Source organism: Desulfobulbus rhabdoformis, from assembly GCF_016919065.1.
Taxonomy (GTDB): Bacteria; Desulfobacterota; Desulfobulbia; order Desulfobulbales; family Desulfobulbaceae; genus Desulfobulbus; species Desulfobulbus rhabdoformis.
In genome coordinates, this window is record NZ_JAFFQA010000028.1 from 26287 (window position 1) to 49287 (window position 23001).

The 23001-nt window shown below is 52.5% G+C and carries 21 protein-coding genes; 14 read left to right on the top strand and 7 right to left on the bottom strand.

Annotated features, from left to right (window positions below):
- Window positions 1-251: 251 nt before the first annotated feature.
- Together JWJ90_RS14780 and JWJ90_RS14785 are read right to left on the bottom strand one after the other, a co-directional pair.
- A complete protein-coding gene (locus tag JWJ90_RS14780) occupies window positions 252-833 on the bottom strand; it encodes an acetate uptake transporter (protein ID WP_205228007.1) in 582 nt (193 codons plus the stop codon).
- Window positions 834-992: 159 nt separating this feature from the next.
- Window positions 993-2330, bottom strand: coding sequence for an L-lactate MFS transporter (locus JWJ90_RS14785; RefSeq protein WP_205228008.1), 1338 nt, complete (start codon window positions 2328-2330; stop codon window positions 993-995).
- 653 nt (window positions 2331-2983) lie between these two features.
- Here JWJ90_RS14785 and JWJ90_RS14790 point away from each other — a divergent pair.
- On the top strand, window positions 2984-3370 hold the full coding sequence (locus JWJ90_RS14790) for a hypothetical protein (RefSeq protein ID WP_205228009.1): 387 nt from the start codon (window positions 2984-2986) through the stop codon (window positions 3368-3370).
- Window positions 3371-3414: 44 nt separating this feature from the next.
- Here JWJ90_RS14790 and JWJ90_RS14795 read toward each other — a convergent pair whose 3' ends face one another.
- From JWJ90_RS14795 to hgcA, 3 genes are read right to left on the bottom strand one after another with little or no spacing between them, the layout of a single operon-like run.
- A complete protein-coding gene (locus tag JWJ90_RS14795; protein ID WP_205228010.1) occupies window positions 3415-4389 on the bottom strand; it encodes a YbgA family protein in 975 nt (324 codons plus the stop codon).
- 18 nt (window positions 4390-4407) lie between these two features.
- Window positions 4408-4695, bottom strand: coding sequence for a mercury methylation ferredoxin HgcB (hgcB, locus tag JWJ90_RS14800; RefSeq protein ID WP_205228011.1), 288 nt, complete (start codon window positions 4693-4695; stop codon window positions 4408-4410).
- Between the two features lie 8 nt (window positions 4696-4703).
- Window positions 4704-5876 (bottom strand): mercury methylation corrinoid protein HgcA, encoded by a 1173-nt coding sequence (hgcA, locus tag JWJ90_RS14805; RefSeq protein WP_264175405.1) that lies wholly within the window; start codon window positions 5874-5876, stop codon window positions 4704-4706.
- A gap of 128 nt (window positions 5877-6004) precedes the next feature.
- Between hgcA and JWJ90_RS14810 the strand changes: the two genes are divergently transcribed.
- The 4 genes from JWJ90_RS14810 (at window position 6005) to JWJ90_RS14825 (ending at window position 11038) form a co-directional block, all read left to right on the top strand.
- On the top strand, window positions 6005-6946 hold the full coding sequence (locus JWJ90_RS14810; protein ID WP_205228012.1) for a radical SAM protein: 942 nt from the start codon (window positions 6005-6007) through the stop codon (window positions 6944-6946).
- Window positions 6947-7354: 408 nt separating this feature from the next.
- A complete protein-coding gene (gene ilvB / locus JWJ90_RS14815; RefSeq protein WP_205228013.1) occupies window positions 7355-9037 on the top strand; it encodes an acetolactate synthase large subunit in 1683 nt (560 codons plus the stop codon).
- Between the two features lie 188 nt (window positions 9038-9225).
- Complete coding sequence (gene ilvN / locus JWJ90_RS14820; RefSeq protein WP_275889118.1) at window positions 9226-9525, top strand: acetolactate synthase small subunit; 300 nt, start codon at window positions 9226-9228, stop codon at window positions 9523-9525.
- 280 nt (window positions 9526-9805) lie between these two features.
- On the top strand, window positions 9806-11038 hold the full coding sequence (locus tag JWJ90_RS14825; RefSeq protein WP_205228015.1) for an aminotransferase class I/II-fold pyridoxal phosphate-dependent enzyme: 1233 nt from the start codon (window positions 9806-9808) through the stop codon (window positions 11036-11038).
- Window positions 11039-11182: 144 nt separating this feature from the next.
- Here the strand turns inward: JWJ90_RS14825 and panB are convergent, their stop codons facing one another.
- Entirely contained in the window at window positions 11183-12025 is an 843-nt protein-coding gene (panB, locus tag JWJ90_RS14830) for a 3-methyl-2-oxobutanoate hydroxymethyltransferase (protein WP_205228016.1), read from the bottom strand.
- 33 nt (window positions 12026-12058) lie between these two features.
- Complete coding sequence (locus tag JWJ90_RS14835) at window positions 12059-13003, bottom strand: ketopantoate reductase family protein (protein WP_205228017.1); 945 nt, start codon at window positions 13001-13003, stop codon at window positions 12059-12061.
- A 170-nt stretch (window positions 13004-13173) separates the two neighbouring features.
- Here JWJ90_RS14835 and JWJ90_RS14840 point away from each other — a divergent pair, with 170 nt between their 5' ends.
- The 9 genes from JWJ90_RS14840 to JWJ90_RS14880 all read left to right on the top strand — a co-directional run bounded on the left by JWJ90_RS14840 (window position 13174) and on the right by JWJ90_RS14880 (window position 22834).
- Entirely contained in the window at window positions 13174-13419 is a 246-nt protein-coding gene (locus JWJ90_RS14840) for a hypothetical protein (protein WP_205228018.1), read from the top strand.
- Window positions 13420-13623: 204 nt separating this feature from the next.
- On the top strand, window positions 13624-14061 hold the full coding sequence (locus tag JWJ90_RS14845; protein ID WP_205228019.1) for a hypothetical protein: 438 nt from the start codon (window positions 13624-13626) through the stop codon (window positions 14059-14061).
- A 65-nt stretch (window positions 14062-14126) separates the two neighbouring features.
- The gene (locus JWJ90_RS14850) at window positions 14127-14900 is read left to right on the top strand and encodes an RMD1 family protein (RefSeq protein ID WP_205228020.1); all 774 of its coding nucleotides are present in this window, start codon (window positions 14127-14129) and stop codon (window positions 14898-14900) included.
- 140 nt (window positions 14901-15040) lie between these two features.
- On the top strand, window positions 15041-15952 hold the full coding sequence (locus tag JWJ90_RS14855; protein ID WP_205228021.1) for a TIGR01777 family oxidoreductase: 912 nt from the start codon (window positions 15041-15043) through the stop codon (window positions 15950-15952).
- Window positions 15949-17325: a TIGR01777 family oxidoreductase gene (locus tag JWJ90_RS14860; RefSeq protein WP_205228022.1), complete on the top strand. Its 1377-nt coding sequence runs from the start codon at window positions 15949-15951 to the stop codon at window positions 17323-17325. Before JWJ90_RS14855 ends, JWJ90_RS14860 begins: the two co-directional genes overlap by 4 nt.
- Window positions 17326-17359: 34 nt before the next feature.
- The gene (locus JWJ90_RS14865; RefSeq protein ID WP_205228023.1) at window positions 17360-18532 is read left to right on the top strand and encodes a hypothetical protein; all 1173 of its coding nucleotides are present in this window, start codon (window positions 17360-17362) and stop codon (window positions 18530-18532) included.
- A 468-nt stretch (window positions 18533-19000) separates the two neighbouring features.
- Window positions 19001-19879 carry a TIGR02285 family protein gene (locus JWJ90_RS14870; protein WP_205228024.1) on the top strand — a complete coding sequence of 293 codons (879 nt, stop codon included), beginning with the start codon at window positions 19001-19003 and terminating at the stop codon, window positions 19877-19879.
- Between the two features lie 21 nt (window positions 19880-19900).
- Window positions 19901-20677 carry an SIR2 family NAD-dependent protein deacylase gene (locus tag JWJ90_RS14875; RefSeq protein WP_205228025.1) on the top strand — a complete coding sequence of 259 codons (777 nt, stop codon included), beginning with the start codon at window positions 19901-19903 and terminating at the stop codon, window positions 20675-20677.
- Between the two features lie 480 nt (window positions 20678-21157).
- Window positions 21158-22834 carry a DEAD/DEAH box helicase gene (locus JWJ90_RS14880; RefSeq protein WP_205228026.1) on the top strand — a complete coding sequence of 559 codons (1677 nt, stop codon included), beginning with the start codon at window positions 21158-21160 and terminating at the stop codon, window positions 22832-22834.
- Window positions 22835-23001 lie beyond the last annotated feature (167 nt).

The window sequence follows — 23001 nt, forward strand, 5'->3', positions numbered from 1 at the left end:
CCAGGAGCGTATGACTCCGTGTTGTTCAAAAAATGCGTCTCTTGTTGAGGCGCATTTTTTTTATGGTCATGGCTGAAATACGAGCAAATAGTTGTCGCGGTCATGGTCGGTTTCACCTCTCTCCAATGCAGCCGGTGTGCGGAAGAGACATTGCCCTGCCACGTGCAGCAAAACAGGCAATAAAAAAGGCGCCCCAGTTCAGGAGCGCCTCTTGTGTTGGTAACCGAGAGAGTGGTCAGGCTGATCGTCTGTTACTTAACCAGCGGTTTGCCAACAGGAAGGATCGGACGACCGAACAGCTGGGCGTAGATAATTGCAGCCATCATGTACAGCGCCAGACCGGCACAAACGAGCAGGTCGATGGCGGTGATTTTGAGGATGCCTTTCATGCCGGCGATGAAAACCAGGTCAAGGCCGATGAAGCCAGCAAGCAGGGTAGTGAAGGTGAGGAACATGGCCATGTGAACGCGCATGGAGGCTACCCACATGATGGCGGTGTAAATGGTGAAACCAACCAGGAAGAAGCCTATGTCATTGCCGGTGATCCCCAGGTGTTTCATCCCAGGAGCCAGATCTGCCAGTGCCCAGATAAGTCCGAGGGCCATCCAGAAGGCGCCGTAGGTGCAGAATGCGCTGTAACCGAAGTTATTACCGCATTTGAATTCCATAAAGCCGGCAATAAATTGCATCAAGCCACCGACAAACATTGCTGCACAGAAAATTGTTCCTACGCCCATTAATCCCAGGTTATGGAACTGCAGTAATGTAGTGGTAATACCGAATCCGGCCAGACCTACAACTGCGGGATTTCCTTGGGGGGTTGCATCTGCCATAGTCTTCTCCTTGTGATGAGTTCATCTTTGTCCACGCCCTTTGCATGAACACTTAAAACTACAACTAACTAATGAGACTTATTGCTAAACAGATAAAAACAAGAAGAGGCATTTCGAATACTCGAAATGCCTCTGTACAGCAGGAATTGTTGCGTGGATTTATGCGTGTTTTTTCTCCGGTGCTTTCAACATCAGCAGGATGACGACAGCCACCGCCAGGACAACCGAGGAAACGACGAACGGCACCAGGAAGGAACCGCTCATGGCCTGGAGTTTGCCACCGAGGTAGGGGCCGCAAAAGCCGGCGACGCCCCAGGCGGTAAAGAGAAGACCATAGTTGGACCCTTGAGCGGAGGGACCGAAGTAGCTCAGAAGAGTCGCGGGGAACAGGGTGAACATGGCACCGTAGTTCCAACCTACGATACCGGCGATCAGTGCCAGCATGGCCGCGGAACCACCCATCGGGTAGAGTGCCAGGAAGGCAATGGCCTGGAGGGCAAACAGAACCACAAAGATAGCTTTGGTTCCGTATTTATCGACAATGGGGCCGACCATGACACGAACCAAGGCGTTGGTGATGGCCAAAGCACTGGGCGCGCCAGCTGCGGCCATGGCAATACCTTTTGCTGCTTCTTCGGGGATGGTGGCAGCGGCGTCCAACCCTTCTTTGGCGCGATAGGCGAGAGACATGGCATCAATACCATGCTTTGCGATGAGGCCGATACACATCAATCCGGCAAAGGAGCCACAGAAGTAGGCAAGCCAAAGCAGCCAGAATTGAGGGGTGGATTTTGCCTCTTCGTAGGTGTAATCACGAGTTTCTTTCGCACCAGCAGGCGGTGCGGGAGGATTCCAGCCGGCAGGCTTGTAGCCAGCGGGCGGGTTTTTGAGGCAAATAGCCGAGCCGACAACCAGAACGGCCAGAGCAATACCCACGTACTTGAATACGGGCAGGGCGCTGCCGAAATAGTTGATCATACCCGTGGCCAGTGGCGCCATGATAAAGGAACCAAGGCCAAGGCCGACAACTGTGAAGCCCGTGGCAAGGGCACGACGGTCCGGCCACCATTTGGGTGCAGTGGCAATCGGTGGCAGATAGACGCAACCGCCGCCGAAACCGGCGATAATACTGAAGTAAAGATAGAGTTGGTAGAGCTGTTTTTTGCTGCTAGCGCCAGCGGCTAACTCTTCCGGGGTGGGTGGCTTAATGGTGGAAACCATGAAAAAGCCAAAGGCCATAAGGATTCCGCCGAAGAGGACGACGTTCCTTGGACCGATTTTGTCGCTGAAGCGACCGGCAGGAAAGGTTACAAGACCAAAGATCAGACAGATGATGGCAAAGGCCAGGGCGACTTCGGGTACGGTCCACCCGAATTCTTTCATTAAAGGTTTGATAAAAACACTAAATGCATACAACAGTAATCCACAAGCGGTGCTGCCTAAAAGACCTCCAAGTAAGGGTAACCATCTTGGAAAAGTAGTTTCAGATTGCGACATTAATGCACTCCCCCTTGAAATGTAGTTTCTTGAACTGCACTTGCTGCTGTAATTTCGTCCTAACTTTCGTTGTTGCCTTTGTCACCTCCTTTACTGTTTAATTTTATTGATTTTTGTCTGACACTGCGTCGACCATTCCTCAATGTAGCGGTGACTATAAATGAGAAGGATATGGCTGTCAACGAACAAAAGCATCATGCCGTGTTCGATTTTTGCCATTTTTTCGCGGAGTTTGATGTTAAGCAGCCCAAAGAATGATTTGCCATTCAGTATAAACTCTAAACATATTCGATACCTCCTGACTGTCTACTCAGTTTTTTTAATTTGTTTCTGTATTGTATCTTGTCAAATGAAAAAAAAATCTTGAACAAAATCAGGGGATGGGGCGAACAAACTAAGTGCTGCCTAATCAGGGCAGCGACAGAATGATCAAATTTCAGGGAAAAGAGAAATTCCCGTATTCTAAGGATTATATCAGGTTACACATATCTCCAAAAGGTTTCTTTTGGCAGAAAAATTGTATTGTTTTTTCCCTCAGCTCACCATCGTGATACACTAGGTGGAACGCACAGCTATGGAGGCGAATACTGGTCGGACTGTCTGTCAGAATCGCAGCATTAAAAGATACTTTTTATAAAATAAGGAGAGAACGAATGGGAGAAGAAAATCAGGACATGCAGGAATTGATGGAGCAGATTGAGCAGGTTCTCGACGCTGCCCAGAAAAATGATCTTGATACGGTGTATGATCACCGGGCTGCGATTGTTTCCATGTATGCCCAGGCCATGGTCGAGTTCCACTTTGAAGAGAGTCAGCTTGAGTGGCTCAATGATCTGATCGGGGCCATAGAAACCGATGACATCGCTGGCTGTCGCCGTTTACTCGCCAAGGAAGAGGACGGAGAGATGGTCTTTCTCGCAACCCAGTTTGGTGCTGTTATGGCGGGTTTTTTCCACCATGATGAATGTTTGACCGTGCTTCAGGCTATTGGTTTGCAGGCACTGTTAAAAACGATCCAAGAGCAGACCACGATGAACTAGAACCTCGTTGGCAAGACGAAGTGTTTGGCAGAACTGGACCGTTGTCAGCGTACTTCCCGTCCCCGGCCTGAGTCGTGCAGGCCGGCAAGGACCCGCGGGTACGGCCGCAGGAATACCTGGGAAAGAAGGTACTGGTTAGCAAAACGAAGAGCGTGTGCCTCGATAAGGCGGGTGGCAGCTTGGAGCGGTAAACGTTCGTCGCGGTACTCTTCAATGGTATTGATCAGGTACTGCTTTTCTTCGGGACGCAGGTGTTCTGAGATCCAGCCAAAGGCATGGTAGAGGGTGTTGATCACCCCGGGGATGCGCATGGGGGTATCAAGGATATGGACCAGCTCTTCCCGGTATTTGCGCAACACTTCAACAATGGGCTCTTTGTCATGGTTGGCGACGATTTTTCCCGCGAGCCGAAAATGACTCTGATTATATGCAAGCAGCAATAACTTGTGGCTGGCATGGAAAGCCACAAGTGCCCCCATGCTGGGCTGGGCACAGAGTTCTCGGAAGCGAGCCAACGTATAAATTTTAATGAGAAAATGTTCGCGCAGGATGAGGTTTGTCAGGCGCATCTCATCTTCGAGTGCAGCGCCCGGAAAGTGTTGCTGAATTTGGGCGCCAAAGACCCCTGCTCCTTTTTTCAGGGGATGCGGTTTTTCCACGCCCTGGTAAATCTTGGTGTCATGGAGACCGCAACTCGGTGATTTGGCCTTAAGGATCGCACCGTCGATTTCCGGGTTTTCCTGGAGGATGGTTGCAATGGTGGCCTGCAGTTGTCCGGTGACATCGGTTTGGGTTGCCGGTTGGTACACCACCAGCCCCGCATCGGTGTTGCAGAGCCGAATTGGTGCCCGCGGGATACCTAGACCACAGTCGGTCTCCGGGCAGACCGTCACCATATCCACCTCGGGCTGAAGTTGTTCGACAAAGGCATTTTTTAAAATCTGGCCATCGTAACGGCAGGCGTCAAAGCCCAGACAACGGCTGACGAGTATCTTGGGCCGGGGAAAGTAGTCATCCATAAGGCTCTCCTCACATGGTTAACAGCAATCGCCAAATTTGGTTGTCCCCAAAAGCCGATTTTTCCAGCCATTGAGTATTGCAACTGCACAGCCGACACCCGGTCGCACCGATAATGCCTCAGTTGGGCAGTTATGGGCACAGGCGCCGCACTCCATACAGAGATCAATATCCCGGATGTGCACCTGCTTGCCGCTCAGCGTAAGAATCTGATGCGGACAGACCTGCACACAGAGACCGCAGCCAATACAGCGCTCCTGGGTGTAGCTGAGAGTGGACACTTCTTGTAGATAACGATATCCGCGCATCTCGGCTCCTAGAATATAAAAGCTCTGGCTACCCAGAGGGTGCAGGCTGTCAAAGCAGTGAAGGCTTGAACCGGGAGGCCCAAACGCATCTCTTTTTCCACCCCGCTTGGCGAGGTAAAGGGAGTGGAACCCGTGAAATTCATAGCCAGATAGGAGCTGATCGCGACCGCCCAGAGGGCAAGGGCGATTTGGCCTAGCCCGGTCAGGGAACTGGTCCATACAGAGGCCGCTGCCAGCACAGGTAACGCCGTTAGAATCCCTTTTAACCAGAATTGACGGAAGGGGAGCCAGGGCAGGAACAGCGGGGTAAGCACCGCGCCACTGAAAATGCCCAGCCCGGTGCTGTAAAGAAAAGCAAGGCCGGAGTGCCAGGCTGCCTGGAATGAAAAAATATACGGCCCGATTCCGGAGAGGAGAAAGCCGCCCAAAAGCAGGAGGACCAGCGGTTTACCCAGCAAAAATAATTCGACCGGAATAAGGACCAGCCGTTCTTGCAGGGTAAAGCTGACTTCACGCATGGTTTGATCGGCTGTTTTGTTGGCCTGGAGGTAGCGAGGGATATCAGCAGAGCGGATGGGGCCAAAGAGGACGCTCCAGCCACTCCTTTTTTTCACGACCTGGGCGGCGACCCCAGGAGCTGCGAGTTGTGGCACAATCAACTCCCGGTGGTGAACGACTTCATTGAGTTGATACCGCTGCACACTTTCGATCACCTCTTCCGAGGAAAACGTCCCTTTTCCCGCGGCGCACCAGACGTTTATTCCTCGCGTATCGACCACAAGAATCCAGGCATCGACCCCGCCAAGGCGAAGACGCAGGGCGTCAAAGGAGAGTTTGTAGTTGGCTGTCACCAGAACCGGTGACTGGGGCGTGGCTGAGCCTATGGCGTACAGACCTGGAGCAACGCGATAATTGCGGCGAATGAGACCAATGCGGGCTCCGATGGTTCCCCAGAAATCGTGAGCGTCGGCAACAGTGGCCACTCGGGGAACTGGTCCGATAGGGGTGTCGATAAAGTCGGTGACAAAGGGACAAAGGCTATAGCCTGCGCGTTCGTGAATCCCGGACCGGGGTTCAGGTTTGGGGCCTCAGCAGGGGGCTTCTGTTTGTGGTGAATGGAGAACCTGCTGCGTATTGGGGTTCACGGGGAGCGGTTGGGGAAAGGGGGAAAGAGAAGACATGGCGTTTCCTATCAATCAAGTCAAGATGTATACCTAAGAGTATTGTATCGCTTTGCAATTGGCCAGTCTAATTTTGCTGAGGCGCTGCATGGTTGCGTTTCCTTCTGTACGTTGAGGGGGTAAGGGGCATGGCAAGGGCCATCCAAACGTTGTGGGAAAGTGGTCAGCTTCACAAACGGTTGTCTAGAGCACAGGCAGCCTTACAAGCCTGTACGCTGTGTCCGAGGCAGTGTGGTGTCAACCGCATGGCTGGGCAACTCGGTTTCTGTGCAACCGGGGGGCGGGCAGGTGTCGCTGGCTATGGCCCACATTTTGGCGAGGAGGCACCGCTTGTGGGGCAGCGCGGTTCGGGAGCTCTTTTTTTGAGCGGATGTAATCTTGGCTGCTGTTTCTGCCAAAATGACGAAATCAGCCAGGGGACGGGTCCTGCCGAGGAGGTGAGTGCTGAACAACTCGCCTCCATCATGCTCGAGTTGCAATCCATGGGCTGTCACAATCTCAACCTGGTGACGCCAACCCACGTCGTGCCCCAGATTCTGGAAGCGCTTATTCTGGCTCTGGAACAAGGCTTTCATCTTCCTCTCGTCTACAATAGCAGTGGTTACGAGAGCTTGGAGACGCTTGCTCTCCTCGATGGGGTCGTTGACATCTATCTGGTGGATGCTAAATTTTGGAAACCGGAAACTGCGGCCCGTTATACTGGTGCGGCTGATTATCCGGAGCGGATGCGGTCTGCACTGCTTGCGATGCAGGCCCAGGTGGGCTCACTGGTGCTTGATGAACACGGCTCGGCTTTGCGGGGCTTGCTGCTGCGCCATCTGCTGATGCCGGGACTGGAGGCGGAAACAAGGGCTATACTCGATTTTGTGGCTGCCAATCTTCCCCTGGATACCTACATCAACATTATGGGCCAATATCACCCCTGTGGAAGAGCACGCTCGTTTCCTGAGCTCAATGTCGAGCTGAAAGCTGAAGAGTATTGTCAGGCCCTGGAGTATGCACAGTCACTGGGGCTGACCCGTCTTGATCAGCCTGATTTTGGCCGTCTGTTGCAGCATCTTTCTGAATAATCGTCCTTGTTCAGCTGTATTGATACATAGATTCAGGCGAAGTTCGATTTAGAAATGGTGAGTGAATAAGAAAGGTTAGGCGTTTTTTCTGATTTTTTGAGAAATCGTTTTGCAATTTGTTCATTTTACGCTTGACGAAGAAATAGTCCTCAGGTATTTACAAACATCATCCCCACATTGGGGGATAACTTTATTCCATAAGGCAAGTATGAAAACCGTATTCAGCGCCCTCAACATCATCGTATCCCTCGCACTCGTCGTGGTCGTCAGTGTGGTGGTCGTGGTGCGTGCACGGTTCGAGGCGCCTTAGCGGGATAGGTTCATAGAGATGACATCAACCCCCGTCGGCGCCTGCCGACGGGGGTTTTTTTTTGCCCTTACGCGACAACTCAACAGGAGGACCAGACCATGCCTAGACTCAACGGCGCTCAGATTATTATCCGCTATTTGGAAAAACGCGGTATCCGCACCATCAGCGGTATTCCCGGTGGCGCAAACCTGCCGATGTACGACGCCCTGGCAACAGATTCCAACATTCGCCACATTCTTGCCCGTCATGAGCAGGGGGCTGGCTTCATTGCTCAGGGAATGGCCCGTTCCACCGGTCAAGTCGGGGTCTGTTTCGCTACCTCCGGTCCAGGGGCGACCAATGTGCTCACCGCCATCGCCGATGCCTACCTGGATTCTGTGCCCGTTGTCTGTATCACCGGTCAGGTTCCCAGCACCCTGCTGGGAACCGATGCCTTTCAGGAGGTAGACACCTACGGCATGTCCGTCCCGATCACCAAGCACAATTACCTGGTACGCTCTGCCGCTGAGTTGCTGACCATTTTGCCCCGGGCCTTTCATCTGGCCGAGAGTGGACGACCGGGGCCGGTTTTAATTGATGTACCCAAAAACGTGCAGACAGAAATTCTTGAATTTGACGCCTGGCCAGAAGAGTGGAGCGCGGAGGCGGCGCAGGGGGACCCAGACGAAAGCATCTATGCCGCTGCGGATATGATCAATGCAGCCGAGAAGCCAGTTCTCTATTTGGGAGGTGGGGTTATCCATGCCAATGCGGCCGAGGAGGCGCGGCTGCTGGCAGAGCAGGGGAACATTCCCACGGTTATGACCCTGATGGGACTTGGTATCATGCCCACGGATCATCCGCTTTCTTTAGGTATGCTGGGAATGCACGCCACCCGCTCCACCAACCTGGCTATGGCCGAGTGTGATCTCCTGATCGCAGCCGGTGTTCGTTTTGACGATCGGGCCACCGGTCTCCTGGCCGAGTTTTGCCCCAATGCCAAGGTTATTCATGTGGATATCGATGCCAGCGAGATCGGTAAACTCAGAGCGGCAGACGCCGGGATCATCGCCGATGTTCGCACCACCTTCAGCGCTCTCGTGCCTAAGGTGGAGGCGCAGCCCCGGCAGGCATGGAAGGACCGTATCCTCCAGTTGCAGCAGGATTTTCCCCGGTACCACGAGGATGATTTTCTGCCCGGTCGCCCTTTTAACTACATCCGTAAGATCGCCGAACTCGCCGGATCCGATGCCCTGGTCTCCACCGATGTTGGCAAGCACCAGATGTGGGTAGCCCAGGCCTATCCCTTTACCGCCCCGCGTCAGCTGCTGACATCCGGTGGTCTGGGGACCATGGGCTTTGGCATGCCGGCTGCCATTGGGGCGTCCATGGCGAACCCCGGGCGTCCGGTTATCTGCTTCAGCGGTGATGGCAGCCTCCAGATGAATATTCAAGAGATGGCCACTGCGGTAGAGCAACACACACCGATTAAAATCGTTGTCTTCAACAACCAGAGCCTGGGCCTGGTTCGCCAGCAGCAGCGCCTCTTTTATAACCAGCACTACTTTGCCTCCTCCTACGGGATCAAAATTGATTTTGCCACCATCGCCCGAGGCTTTGGCATGCAGGCCTATGATCTGGCCACTGCCTCCAATCCCGATCGGGCCCTGGAAGAGGCCATGCGTTACCCCGGTCCCTGCTTGATCCATATTCCCATGGATATCGAGGAAGAGGTCACTCCCATGGTTCCTCCGGGGGCGGCCAATACCACCATGATCGGTGACAGTCACGCAAAGAACTGATGGGAATCTTGAATAATTGCTTTTTCTGCCAATCCCGCGGAGTCTTCGCTTACCTGTCATGCTTAAAATTTTATCCTCGGAATATCATTTATATGCCTGCGGTAAAATTTTGCGCAATCCTCGGAGTCTGCGCTTACCTGGCCTTGATTGAAAAATCTAATTATTCAAGATCCCCCCTTAAAAATATTATGGAGAACACTCTTATGAATACCACCATTCTACGTCTGCTCGTCAACAACCATCCCGGCGTGATGTCTCAGATTTGTGGGCTTTTTGCCCGCCGAGCCTTTAACATGGAAGGCATTTTCTGTAATGCCACCGGTCAGGGAGATACCAGCTGTATCTGGCTGAAAGTGGATGAAACCGATAGACTGGACCAGGTCGTCAAGCAGCTGGCCAAACTTGAGGATGTCATCAGCATTGAAGAGCGCAATGATGCCCAGCCGAAGATTCAGGAGATGGAAGCCATGATGGAGCGGGTTGCCTGAACCTTTGGTTGACATTCGAAAAGAATACAGCTACAACGATGCAATAGCTTCTTTCTCACCCAAAAAGGAAACGACCGGATCACCTATGTACAACTTGATCGCGGCAGCGGCGGCGATGGACCCAGTTCATTGGCGACCGGTTGCGTAGAACAGCATACACCGTTTTTTGTATATTTCGCCATGGACTGGAATACCGGTCCATGGCGTTTTTTTTAGCCTGGATCGCTGGATTCAGGCTTTTTTTTGTCCATGGCCTGACAAGGACTCAAAGGAGAGCGTCATGAACAACGAGGGGACCATTCGATTTGCCGAACGTATGAATCAGTTGCCGCCATATCTGTTCGGTATGATCAATAAAATCAAGATGGAAAAACGGTGGCAGGGGATCGATGTCATCGACCTGGGCATGGGCAATCCCATGGATCCGACGCCGGATCGAGTGACCGAAAAACTGGTCGAGGTGGCCGCAGATCCTAAGATCCATCGTTATCCCGTGGCCGGGGGCATGAAAAATCTCAAACGGGAGATTGCCCTCTATTACAAACGGAAATACGGGGTGGAGCTGACCGGTGAGGATGATGTGATCTGTACCATCGGCTCTAAAGAAGGCTTGTCGCATCTTTGCCTGGCCCTGCTTGGGCCCGGAGACACCGTCCTGGTGCCCTCTCCCTTTTTCCCGGTACATGTCTATGCCGCAGTCATTGCCGGGGCCAGTGTGATTCGGTTCCCGCTGGGCTCGGAAGAGGAGTTTCTGCGCCAGGTGACCACCATGTGCCAGTCGCTCTATCCCCAACCCAAACTGGTGATGCTCAACTATCCGCACAATCCCACCGGCATTCTCGCCTCCAAGGATTTCTTTGTGGAGATGGTCAAGCTGGCCAAACGCTACAACTTTATGGTGATCAACGATTTCGCCTATGGCCAGATCACCTATGATGGTGCGGTGGCGCCTTCGTTGTTGGAGATTCCCGGTGCCCTTGATGTGGGGGTTGAATTTGGCTCTTTTTCCAAGTCGTATAACATGGCGGGCTGGCGCCTCGGCTACTGCGTGGGCAATACCGAGATGGTCGGAGGCCTGGCCAAGATCAAGGGCTACTATGATTACGGCATCTTCTCCGCCATTCAGGTGGCGGGCATTGTCGCCATGCGCGACTGTGACGACACCATTGTCGAGCAGGTGGAAATTTATCAGAAGCGTCGCGATGTCCTTTGCGAGGGGCTCTCCCGTATGGGCTGGGAGGTGGAGGTGCCCAAGGCCGGGATGTTTTTGTGGGTCAAGATCCCCGAACCCTTTGCGCAGATGGGCTCGGTCAAGTTCTCCATTGAGATGATGAACCGGGCCAATGTGGCCCTGGCTCCGGGGGCTGGCTTTGGTGAGGAAGGCGATGGCTACCTGCGCCTGGCCCTGGTGGAAAACGAGAACCGTATTCGTCAGGCGCTCAAGCAGATGAAGCGGGCGATGAGCGAGATCGAACAGGAGATCAAGGCGGGGACATTCGCCCTGGAACCTTGATCGTCCTGAGTCTCCAGCAGCACGTCATCTTCATTGCCCGTAACCCACCGATAAAGTGTACTTTGATCGGTCGGTTGCAGCCAACGAACCTGACGCACCGATGAAGACTCCCGGAATCAGGCGCTCAATTGGTTGAAGAGGTGGTCAGTAGAGCTGGAGCAATTTATCCAGCTCTTCTGACTTCATGGTGAAGCTGTGGGCCTCGGTGGGGAAGCTGCGATTCTCCACCTCGGCCTTGTATTGGCGCAGGGCCTCCAGCATGGGTTCGTTGATTTTGGTGTACTGCTTGACAAATTTGGGCGTAAACCGGTCATACATGCCCACCAGATCATGAATCACCAGAACCTGGCCGTTACAGTCGACACCGGCCCCGATGCCAATGGTGGGAATGGAAATATTTTCGGTGATCCGCTTGGCAAGAGGGGCGGGGATGGCTTCCAAAACAATGGAAAAGCAGCCCGCCTCCTCAAGGGCGATGGCGTCATCAAGGAGCTGCTTGGCCGCCTGGGCATTTTTCCCCTGCACCTTGAAGCCGCCCAAACTGGTCGCTGTCTGCGGTGTCAGGCCTATATGGCCCTGCACCGGAATGCCGGCCTTGACAATGGCCTCCACCGTCGGTGCCATGGAGACACCCCCTTCAAGCTTGACCGCATCGGCCTTGCCCTCTTTGAGAATACGGGTGGCGTTGTCGATGGCAGCTGGAATCGAGCTGTTATAGGAACCAAAGGGCATGTCGGTCACCACCAGGGCCCGCTCCACCCCTCGCACCACCGCCTTGGTGTGATGAATCATCTCCTCCATGGTCACGGAAACCGTGTCCGGATAACCAAGGACGACCATCCCCAGGCTGTCTCCCACCAAAATAACATCGATGCCGGCGGTGTCGGCAACCTTGGCCCAGGGGTAGTCATAGGCGGTCAACTCAGCAATCGGTGTATCGTTTTTTCGATTTCTGATATCGGGGATGGTCAGCTTCTTGGGTTGCATGGGGTCTCCTTGGAAAGGGGATACTTTCTTGGCTTAGATTGCATCAATCCGCTGGGCGGAGGTGGATTCCAGTGCTTTGATCAATCGGGTCAGCAGAGCATTGATGGGGGTGGGGATCTGTACTTCCCGTCCTTTGTGGACAATGGCGCCATTAATAACATCGATTTCCGTGGCTTGGCCTCGCAGAATATCCTGGAGCATGGAGGCGCGATTGCTGCGGGTTAACTCGCAGACCTGACGTACCCGTTCCTGTTGAATGGTGAGGTCAAGGTTGATGCCCAATGCCTGAGCTACGGCAAGGGCTTCTTCGACGGCATCAGTCATGAGCGCCTGGCTTTCCTGGGTGTCTATAAGGGCACCGTTGGGAATTCGCAACAAGGCGACCAGGGCATTGATGCCGACATTGACGATCAGCTTTGACCAGAGCAGGGCATCGATGTCCTCTGTGAGCGTGGTGGCAATGCCCGCTTGATTAAAAAGCTTGCTCATGGTTGCAAGGATGTGCAGTTGTTCAGGACAGCCTTTTGCCGGGGCCAGTGTGGTCGGTCCCTGGCCAGCATGGCGTATATGACCAGGCGCAAAGAGGGTTGCCGCTTGAGCTGTGGTACCAGCGGTGGCACGTTTGTGCCCCACCCGTTCCGCGATACGCTCCAGATTGCCCAATCCGTTTTGCAGGGTCAGCACCAGCCCCTGATCAGCAAGAATCGCCTGGGCGGTCTCGGCTGCTTTTGATGTGGCACCGGCCTTGGTACAGATCAGAACCAGGTCGGCTCGTTTAGAATAGTGGTCGGGATGGGTGATTATTTGGACGGAGGCACAGGATGTGTTACCCTCCATGTCGGTGAGTTGCACCCCCTTCTGCCTGATAGCAGCAGCATGGGCGCTGTTGGTGGTCATGAGGCAAACATTTGCCCATGGAGCGAGCAGGGCACCAAATAACCCACCCATGGCGCCAGCTCCAATTATCAGTATTTCCATGTCGCTTTGGTTCTCCTGAGCACTGGATCCTGATCCAGGTGTTCTTCTGGGTACTGGAAACACACTGAAACCTGTTATAAACCATCGAACAAAAAGATCAATGTTTAGCTTTGATTGAATAAAATCGACTGGGTAGAGTGTAACTGTCAATTCGGAGAGAAGGAGGAGGTATGCGAATTTTTATCTGGCGCCATTCGAAACGATTTTCCAGTTGGTCCATGCTCGATGAACCCCATATCCACAAAGAAAATTATCTGGATGCCGATGTAAGTGTTTTAGCCGCCTCCAAAGAAGAGGCCCTCGCCTTGTTGGCGCAAGACAATGCCTGGAATATTGATGAACTTATGCGCATCGAGCCAGAGGTGGTCGAACTGGATACTCCATGCATTGTGCAGAGTCATCTGAGCTTTCAGTGAGAACAAGGAGGGCGTCTGGGGTAAAGTAGTCGCTGCGCGTGGGGAAATGTTGTGTAATTGCCGTGCATTCCTGGTAAATGCGACTATGATGAAAAGAGGTGGAAGGGAGCGCATAGGGGAAATTTAGTCCATTCTGTCCTGGCGCTGATATCACTATCCTGAATGCTCACGGATTCAGGACTATTTCATAAAGAGGTTGTTGCCATGGCCCCAGCACCAACATATAATCTTCTAGCCAAAAGGGTGGCCTGGCTTGAAGCCGCTGCCATCATCTTTGTCGTCGCTCTGATATGGTTTGACGAAATCTTAGATATCCCCCATGTGCTTCTTGGAGGGGCTGCAACCCCGATAAACTGGCGGGAGTCCATCTTTGAAAGTCTGGTTATCGCCATTTTTGGCACGACGGTTATCATTCACACCTACCGTTTGCTGGCTCGGGTCAGTTACCTTGAGTCTATTCTTCCCGTCTGTGCTTCCTGTAAAAAGATTCGTTTGGATCCTGCGTTTTGGGAAGATATTAAAAAAATCGTTCAGGAACGGGCAAAAGATGAGCTGACCCATGGGATTTGTCCGGATTGCCTGGAAAAATATTATCCAGAGCTGCTCGAGAAAGCCAAAGAAGAGCAACGGAATAGCAAATAATTGCCTGAAAGCTCACGGACTCAGGTTCCACTCTTTTTTTCCATGGCCTGGAGCCATCACCTACAATGAGCACCATTCGCGCACTCTGCATTGCCGAACATTTTCAGTTCGGTTCCTTATTTGAGCACCTTTCCGGACAAACCCATGCCGCTCGCATTCGAGATGTTATTTCTCTCTCTCCCGAAGAGGGAAAACGTGCCTTTGTTTTTGATTACGGGGTCTGTGTCCTCTTTGAATATGATTACGAATCGGAAAAACGACTGCTCGATCAGCTGCGCAAATTCGCCATCAACCCCAGGGAAAACTATGTGGAGGAGGAGCTGAACTATCAGCTCTGTGGAGAGCAGGGCATTAAAATTCGTCACGACTGGATCGAAATCGATGATCTTTCCGAGTTAAGTTGTCTTGCCCTGAGCCATGCCATGGCGCAGTCGATCAAACTTTCCTTTTTTGAGGCCTCGATTGAACAGACGATAAAAAAGACCAAATATATTCCTGAAACCCTTGCCCAAAAAGGGACCATTGCCCTTTCAAGAAAAAAACTCGCCCGTGAGCGGGGCAGAGTGTATCTGGAAAAATCCCATATCATCCTCCAGTTCAATCTGTTGGATACCCCTGAGTTTATCTGGGAATATCCGGAGCTGGATCATTACTACCAGGCGCTTTCCCGCTACCTGGAGATCACCCCGAGGGCCACGATCCTCAAAGATCGGCTTGAAGTCATTCAGGAACTTCTGGAAATGATGGCCGATGAGCAGAAGCACAGTCACTCCAGCATGCTCGAGTGGATTATTATCATCCTCATTGCCATTGAGATCGTTTTATTTTTTGTGAAATGATCAAGTGCTGGGCGCTTTTTAGCCTTTTTCTTTGCTATGGAAATAAGAATGTTTATTGAGTTATAGAAGAGAACTGACGCATAGCCTGACGATGGAGCACCCTGTAATTTTTCGAGCCTTTCCCATCAAGGAGGAATTCCATGAAGATTTTAATCACCGGAGGAACCGGATTTGTCGGAGGAGCCGTCTCGAAACAACTTTTGGAGCTGGGGCATGATCTCACTGTCATTGGTTCCAGTCGCCAGTGCCGTCTGCCTGCCCACGATCACTTGAACTATGTCTCTGCTGACACCACTCATCCCGGTGACTGGCAGAAGCTGGTTGCCAGCCAGGATGCATTAATCAATCTGGCAGGACGTTCTGTTTTTCATCTCTGGACCGAAACATATAAAAAGGCGATTTACGACAGCCGGATTTTGACCACCAAAAATTTGGTGGCAGCCCTGCCCGAGAAGACGGAGACGGTTTTACTCAGTACCTCCGCTGCTGGCTTTTATGGCGATGGCGGTGAGGAAGAAAAAAAGGAAACCGCCGGGGCTGGCAGTGATTTTTTAGCTCGTGTCTGTCAAGACTGGGAAGCTGAGGCCCTTCAGGCTGCCAATAAAGGTGCCCGTGTGGTCCTGATGCGTTTTGGCGTTATCCTCGGTCAAGGCGGCGGTGCCCTGGGCACCATGCAGCTGCCCTTCAAGCTTGGACTTGGTGGTCCCATTGGAAATGGTCGGCAGTGGTTTCCCTGGATGCATCTGGATGATCTTGTCAGTGCTGTTGTCTATCTGCTGACCGCAGAAGAATGCCAGGGGCCTTTTAATTTTTCCGCACCTGAGCCAGTTCGGCAAAAAGAGTTTGCCCGCCAGTTGGGCGCGGCCTTTCATCGGCCTGCCTTTCTCCCCACCCCTGCCTTTGTCATGCGCACGGTTCTGGGGGAATTTGGCCGCTCGTTATTGCAGGGGCAAAAGGTACTGCCCAATGCTCTGACGGAGAGTGGTTTTCTCTTTACCTACCCGGATATACGCTCTGCATTGCGGGATCTTGTGCGGGAGGGGGCTCGTTGAAAAAAGGATTTTTTCGATTTGCCTCTCATTTTCCCTGCACAGCTCGCGAACTCTATGACTGGCATAGTCGGCCCGGTGCTCTGGAGCGGTTGATTCCGCCCTGGGAAAACACCAGTGTGATCAAGCGGGTTGGTTCGATTGATCCAGGAGGACAGGTTGTCCTCAAGTTGCATGCCGGGCCAGTGCCTTATTTCTGGCATGCCCGCCATATTGAAAATGAGCCTGGTGTCATGTTTCGTGATATCCAGGAGCGCGGTCCCTTTGCCTCCTGGACCCATACCCATCGGTTTAGTGATACCGCGGAGGGCGGATTGCTGGAAGACGAGATCGAGTATCGCCTGCCAGCTCACGGGGCGTTGCCGCGTTTTGCCGGAAGCCAGGTTGAAAAGACCTTAAAGCGGGTTTTTGCCTACCGGCATGTCACCCTGGCTGAAGATCTCCTTTTGCATGCCAGCTGCTCAAACAAGCCGCTGCGTGTTCTTATTACCGGGGCTTCCGGTGTCCTGGGCTCCGCCCTCCGCCCACTTCTGACCACGGGAGGGCACGAGGTCTGGACGCTGGTGCGGCGGACACCTGATCGCAAGCGCAATGAGATTTACTGGAATCCCGCACAGGACGAACTCAACCTCAGCGGCTTGGCCCCCTTTGATGCGGTGATTCACCTGGCCGGGGATAATATCGGTGAAGGACGCTGGACTCGGGAGAAAAAAAAGCGGGTTATTGACAGCCGAGTGCAGGGAACCGGACTCATCGCCCGAACCCTGGCCAGGCTGGCTGTCAAACCCAAGGTCTTTCTCAGTGCTTCTGCTGTTGGTTTTTATGGCAACTGTCTGGACTGCTGCATGCGCGAGGAAGATCGTGCCGGGGCTGATTTTATCTCCGATGTCTGTGCCCTCTGGGAACAATCGGCAAAACCAGCTGAAGATGCGGGGATTCGTACCGTATTTATGCGTATTGGCGTGGTGCTCAGTCCCCAGGGAGGTGCCTTGCAACGGTTGCTTGCTACCCGCTACCTCGGTTTTTCCAAGGGGTTTGGCGATGGCAGCCAGTATATCAGTTGGATCGGCATCAATGATATGGTGGGCGCTATTCTCCATACACTGGCAAATGATCAGCTTGAAGGCCCGGTGAATATCGCCGCCCCTGAGCCGGTCACCAACGGTGTTCTGATGCAGACCCTGGCGCGTGTGGTGCGTCGTCCCCTCTTGCCCTCGGTTCCGGCTCGGCTGTTAACGACCATCTATGGTCAGATGGCCACCGAAGTTCTGTTAGGGGGATGCAGGGTGTCCACGGATAAACTGCAGCAGTCCGGCTACGTATTTCGCCAGACAATCCTGGAGCCGACACTTCGACGCCTGCTCGGTCTCCCCTAACCTTTTATTTTCTCATCCTCCGGAGTAGCACCCAGTGAGCTGGAAACTGAAAACCCTGTTGCTGGTCATGATGGCCGTTGCCTTGGCCTGCGGCTTTTTGCATCATCTCATTCCGCCGACGGTTCATAATTTCGAACGACTGCACATCTTTTTATTTAATCTCTGTAGCGGCGGCACTCTGCTGATCTATTTTACAGAAGAACAGAAAGCTCTCTCCAAGCGCGGACAGTTGTTCGTTATTTTTTCGTTGGCCTTTGCCCTTTCCGCTTTTTTTGAGTGGTATATCCCCGCCATGCTCATTCCTCTGGCACTTGCCCATCTGGTGAATCAGGTCCGGAAGGATCATTTTGGTCACGGCTTTCCCTGGGGGCTTTTTTCCGTACACGAGCCGGTCCCGCGTAAGTTTCATCAGGCGGCCCTCTTATGTTTGACCCTTGGGCTCTGTTTCTCCAGCCCGGTGATTGTCAATTCTGTCTATCTGCACTGGGTGACGATTGAAAAACTTAAACTGGATACCTTTTTTCTCGGTTTTTCCTTCCCCCTGTCATTGATCTCCATGTCCGTGATCTTCAGTCTGATGAAACAGGAGGCGCTTCGCCTGACAAGTCTGCTGAAGGAGGCTGCATTCTGGATCATCAACCTGGGGGTTATCGTCTTTTTTATTTTTATTCTCGCGGACATGTTTGGCTCGCAGGTGGGCATCTCCCTGATTCTCTTTTGTACCGTAGCGCTTATTTTTTACCTCTACTGGTATGAAGGCATGCCCTTGCAGCAAAAGGCCTTCCTCTCCTCCGGGATACTTTTTCTTCTGGTGACCTCTGTCACCGGCATTGCCTATATTCTTCTTTCCTTCACCAGTTACTACACTCCAGCGCACAGTATCCCCCTCTTGCGACTTCATGCCTTCACAGCCCTCTATGGGTGGAACCTCAGTGGCCTGGCCGTAATTAGCCGTCATGGGGATTTTCCGCTCAAGCTCCATTCGCGCCCTGTTATTCTACTCCACTGGCTAACCGTGCTTGTCCTCTGCCCTTTGGGCTATTTTTTCCCCGCCTTCGCCGTATTGGCTGTCATTGCCTATACAGGGCTTTTGATTCGTCTTTTTTTTAATCGTGGCACTCTGGATTATGAATTGGCCGCGGTGCAGCAGGAGGCGTATCAGCAGCCGTCTTTTTCCTTCAAGGAGAAAAGGACCCTGGATCCTTGAATCTTTCCTGATCCCTCCTCACTGTTTGTGTGGATACAGCTCTTGCCTTTCTCAGAGGAAAAGTGCTGGAACGCCTTGGGACTCAGGGTTTTCCCTCGAAAATTCAAACTTTCTTGACATTTTCTCCGTCCATTCGTTAAGGGGAGGGTGAGGTGCCATTTCGTGTTTTGGTAAGAATGAGTTGGTGTCCATCCAGAAACAGGCTTTTCGGAGTCTGCGCTTACCTCGTTATGCGCAAAATTTTATCCTCGGAAGAGTAATTATATGCCTGCGATAAAATTTTGCGCATGCCTCGGAGTCGGAACTTAGCGGAACTGGACAAAAATCCTTATTTCTGAACGGACACTAGCTGAATTTTTCGGGTTTAAGATTGCGAGTAACTTGGTTGTTGCGGTTGCCTCGTGCTGTTACAGATTCGGGAAGGGGCGTCAGGCACCGCCACACAACTGTTTGCTCGGAGGGATAGGAATGTCAAAAGCTGTGCTGCCTACCATTGTGTTCTGTATGAGCTTGTGTTTCTTTGTTTTTCCGCAAACAAGCTTTTCTCAAGATACCCTTGTCTGGATGGAAGCGGTCCTGCCTCCTTTTTTTATTCAATCCGGACCGAATAAAGAGCATGGCTACGGTGACGCAATCACGGATCTCCTGCAACAGCATCTGCCAGAGTACAATCACGAAGAGATCAATACCAATATCACCCGCCATTTTTATATGTTTAAGCAGGGGGAAAATGTCTGCAGCGTCGGATTGTACAAAACCCCTGAACGTCAGGAGTTTATGTATTTTTCCATGCCAAGCTTCATTACCTTGCCGCCGGTCATTATCATCAATAAGGACAACTGGAAAAAATTTGGGCAGAAAAAGATAGTTTCTTTGGCGGGGGTTCTTGCAAAGGAGTCCATGATGATCGGTTTGGCCAAAGACCGCTCGTATGGGAATACGCTTGACGATGTGCTTAAAGCACATGAGGGGCAGGCAAATCTGGTGGCCTTTACTGGGCAGGAATTATCGAGAAATCTCTTTAAAATGCTTCTTTTGGGGCGGCTTGACGGGCTGATCGGTTTACCGGAGGAAGCGCTGTTCATGGCGGAACAGATGGGAATCCGAGATCAGTTTATCACTTTGACCTTACAGGAAAACCTCCATAATTTTGATGGCTGGATGAGTTGTGTGGCCTGTGCGAAGACTCCATGGGGAAAAAAAGTTATTGAACGGGTAAACAAGGTCCTGCTGGATGAGCGTCCGAGCAAGCTCTATCAAGCTGCCTATGAACGGTGGCTCGACCCCAACAGCATTGCCGAGTATCGTCAAGCTTATCGGAAGATTTTTTTAGAGGCAAAAAACTGAGGGAAACTGCAAGGGGCACGCATGCAACGAACAGTTGATCTAAAGAGCGAACAGGGCTGGGATGATGTTGCCGCGGCCCTGAAGAAGGCACGGATGGCTGTTGCCCTGACCGGAGCCGGTGTCTCCGTGCCCAGCGGTATCCCGGATTTCCGCAGTCCCGGTGGCCTCTGGACGCGCTTTGCTCCTGAAAAATATGCCACGCTGGATGTATTTCATAAACATCCGGCCACAGCCTGGGAGTTATACCGGGCTCTGGGGAAAGTTCTGGTGGGGAAAAAGCCCAATCCGGCCCACGTGGCCCTGGCGAAGCTTGAATCCAAGGGGCTTCTGGCGGGGATCATTACCCAGAATGTCGATGGGCTGCATCAACAGGCCGGCAGCCAGCAGGTTTTTGAAATACACGGTGAGCATCAGCATCTGCAGTGTTTGCGGTGCGAGGGTCTCATTCCTGTCTGTCCTGAACATTTTTCCTCAAAAGAGATCCCCCTCTGCAGCACCTGCGCTCACCCCTTAAAACCCAATGTGGTACTTTTTGGAGAATCAGTTCGCCAGTTGGATGCAATTGAAACCTTTATCGCCCAGTGCGACCTGCTGCTGGTAATCGGAACCTCCTGCCAGGTTTATCCGGCGTCGACTTTTCCTGATCAGGTGCGCAGGCAAGGTGGGGCCGTGCTGGAGTGTAATCGAGAGTCGGCTCTTTTTCCCTCCAGATACAAACGAGCGAGCGCTCAAAAAGATTGGTTCCTCCAAGGGGACGTTGCCCAGACCTTGGTACGCCTGAGTCAATATTGCGACTGAACTTCAATAAATTACTTGACCTCTCCCAAGTTGTGCGCTTGCCTTTGCGAAGGTTGTGCAGTATAGTCCTCGGTATCACAATGTATGTAGGGAGTTTTGAATACATGCTTTTTTAAGCTGGCTAGCGGAACTGCTCATTTTTGCTCCGTTATATTTTGCATATGACAGTGGTGAAAAAATGAGAAACCTCTGGCCGCATATGAAAAAACGTTTGGTTCACGACGCCCTGTAGTTCCTTTCCACCCACGTTTTGAACATTCCATGACGGTTGCCTGTCCAATTCAAGGTCAGGCCTTCTTGTTGTAGTTGACCTGCCTTTTCCCCAAGCGTTGAGCAATTTGAAACAGGTTCGGTTTAGTTTGACAGTCAGGCTCGTCCATGTCGTATACGGGCATCTGTTAACGAAACAACAGGGGTGTTGCCGCGAGGCAGCCCCGGCCCAGGATTATCAAGACATTGCCGCTCATGAGGAGTAGCCTGATGACAATTGAGAACTTTTCCCAGCTTGAACTGCAACCGCAACTGCTTGAAGCCGTGACAGAGCTTGGATACACTACCCCCACCCCTATCCAGCAGGCGACCATTCCCCTGCTGCTCGCAGGTCGAGACCTGATCGGCCAAGCGCAGACCGGAACCGGCAAGACTGCCGCCTTTGGTCTGCCCCTGTTGCAGCATATTACCGGCCGTAAAAAAGGTGTGCAGGCGCTGATTCTGGCCCCAACCCGTGAATTGGCCATTCAGGTATCCGAAGCGATTGAGGGGTTTGGAAAAAAATCCAAAGTTTCTGTGCTTGCCGTTTTTGGCGGTCAGTCCTACCAGCAACAGATTCGAAGCCTGCGTCAGGGGGTGGATGTATTGGTCGCCACCCCAGGCAGACTGTTGGACCTGCTGCGTCAGGGGACTCTCTCTCTGGATGCGGTGAAAAGTGTTGTCCTTGATGAGGCCGACGAAATGCTGAGTATGGGCTTTGTGGAAGATATCGAGCAGATTTTTTCCCATGTATCGGCCGATCGCCAGACCATGCTTTTTTCTGCAACCATTTCCAAAAGGGTTATCGAGCTCTCCAACCGTTATTTGCGTGACCCGGAAACCGTTACCATTGTTCCCAAGCAGCTCACCGGGAACAGTATCAAACAGCGTTATTATCTGGTCAATCACCATGATAAGGTGGCAGCCCTGACCCGGCTTTTTGAGATGGAAACCATCGATAGCGCGATCATCTTTGTCCGAACGCGTATCGGGACGGGTGAGCTTGCAAATCAGCTTACCTCGCGTGGTTTTGCGGCCGAGGCCCTGAACGGTGATCTCAGCCAGGACGCCCGTATGCAGGTGTTGAAGCGCTACCGTAATCATCAGATTCGCGTTCTTGTGGCCACCGATGTCGCCGCACGTGGGCTCGATATCGACGATATCTCCCATGTTTTTAACTTTGATCTACCCGATGATCCGGAGGTCTATGTCCATCGTGTTGGTCGAACCGGTCGTGCGGGCCGAGAGGGAACCGCTATCTCCCTCTTGACCCCGAAAGATCGCTGGCAGTTACGTCGCATCGAAGAGTATACCCGGTTTAAACTGGAGCGGGCGGAGTTACCCACCATCCAGCAGATCGAAAACCACCGCCAGGCGTTGTTGATGGAGCAGCTTGAAGTCTGGATTCGACGTGGGCGTTGTCGACGGGAGCGGGAGATGGTTGAATTGTTGGTGCAAACCGGTCATGATCCGCTGGATATTGCCGCAGCTGCCATGAAGCTGGCTCGTCACGACGAGAAAAAACGTCCCATTGATCCGATTACGCCTATAAAGGAAGAGTTGTTTCGGCAGAGAGGGCGCAAAAACGATCGATTTAATCGACGAGGCGCTGGTGGCGGTGGGCAGCATGGACGCCGTGGGCCGCGACAGGATGGTCCGCGGCAGGATAAAGATATGGTGTCGCTGCAACTTGATGTTGGCCGGGCCGATGGTATCGGTGTCAACCATGTTGTGGCATCCATTGCCCACTATTCAGGGATTGACGCAGGGCGTTTGGGGAAAATTCGCCTGGAGTCCAACCATACCACCGTGGATGTTCCTGAACCCTTGGTGGGTAAGCTGCTGGCGAAAAATGGAGCCTATCGCATTGGTCGTCGTTCGGTGAATATGCAGCGTGCTTCCTCCTGACTTGCCAAGAACGCAACAGTACGTACAAAAGCAGAGCAGCCCTTTTGAGGGCTGTTTCTGTTTCCCCCTCCTTTTTTTCCCTGCCTGTCTCTAGGGAATCTTGAATAATTGTTTTTTCTGCCAATTCCGCGGAGTCTGAGGCTGACCTGGCCTTGATTGAAAAATCT

Coding starts and splice junctions, on each gene's coding strand:
- JWJ90_RS14780 (WP_205228007.1), bottom strand. CDS start 833: ATGGCAGATGCAACCCCCCAAGGAAATCCCGCAGTTGTAGGTCTGGCC.
- JWJ90_RS14785 (WP_205228008.1), bottom strand. CDS start 2,330: ATGTCGCAATCTGAAACTACTTTTCCAAGATGGTTACCCTTACTTGGA.
- JWJ90_RS14790 (WP_205228009.1), top strand. CDS start 2,984: ATGGGAGAAGAAAATCAGGACATGCAGGAATTGATGGAGCAGATTGAG.
- JWJ90_RS14795 (WP_205228010.1), bottom strand. CDS start 4,389: ATGGATGACTACTTTCCCCGGCCCAAGATACTCGTCAGCCGTTGTCTG.
- hgcB (WP_205228011.1), bottom strand. CDS start 4,695: ATGCGCGGATATCGTTATCTACAAGAAGTGTCCACTCTCAGCTACACC.
- JWJ90_RS14810 (WP_205228012.1), top strand. CDS start 6,005: ATGGCAAGGGCCATCCAAACGTTGTGGGAAAGTGGTCAGCTTCACAAA.
- ilvB (WP_205228013.1), top strand. CDS start 7,355: ATGCCTAGACTCAACGGCGCTCAGATTATTATCCGCTATTTGGAAAAA.
- ilvN (WP_275889118.1), top strand. CDS start 9,226: ATGGAGAACACTCTTATGAATACCACCATTCTACGTCTGCTCGTCAAC.
- JWJ90_RS14825 (WP_205228015.1), top strand. CDS start 9,806: ATGAACAACGAGGGGACCATTCGATTTGCCGAACGTATGAATCAGTTG.
- panB (WP_205228016.1), bottom strand. CDS start 12,025: ATGCAACCCAAGAAGCTGACCATCCCCGATATCAGAAATCGAAAAAAC.
- JWJ90_RS14835 (WP_205228017.1), bottom strand. CDS start 13,003: ATGGAAATACTGATAATTGGAGCTGGCGCCATGGGTGGGTTATTTGGT.
- JWJ90_RS14840 (WP_205228018.1), top strand. CDS start 13,174: ATGCGAATTTTTATCTGGCGCCATTCGAAACGATTTTCCAGTTGGTCC.
- JWJ90_RS14845 (WP_205228019.1), top strand. CDS start 13,624: ATGGCCCCAGCACCAACATATAATCTTCTAGCCAAAAGGGTGGCCTGG.
- JWJ90_RS14850 (WP_205228020.1), top strand. CDS start 14,127: ATGAGCACCATTCGCGCACTCTGCATTGCCGAACATTTTCAGTTCGGT.
- JWJ90_RS14855 (WP_205228021.1), top strand. CDS start 15,041: ATGAAGATTTTAATCACCGGAGGAACCGGATTTGTCGGAGGAGCCGTC.
- JWJ90_RS14870 (WP_205228024.1), top strand. CDS start 19,001: ATGTCAAAAGCTGTGCTGCCTACCATTGTGTTCTGTATGAGCTTGTGT.
- JWJ90_RS14875 (WP_205228025.1), top strand. CDS start 19,901: ATGCAACGAACAGTTGATCTAAAGAGCGAACAGGGCTGGGATGATGTT.
- JWJ90_RS14880 (WP_205228026.1), top strand. CDS start 21,158: ATGACAATTGAGAACTTTTCCCAGCTTGAACTGCAACCGCAACTGCTT.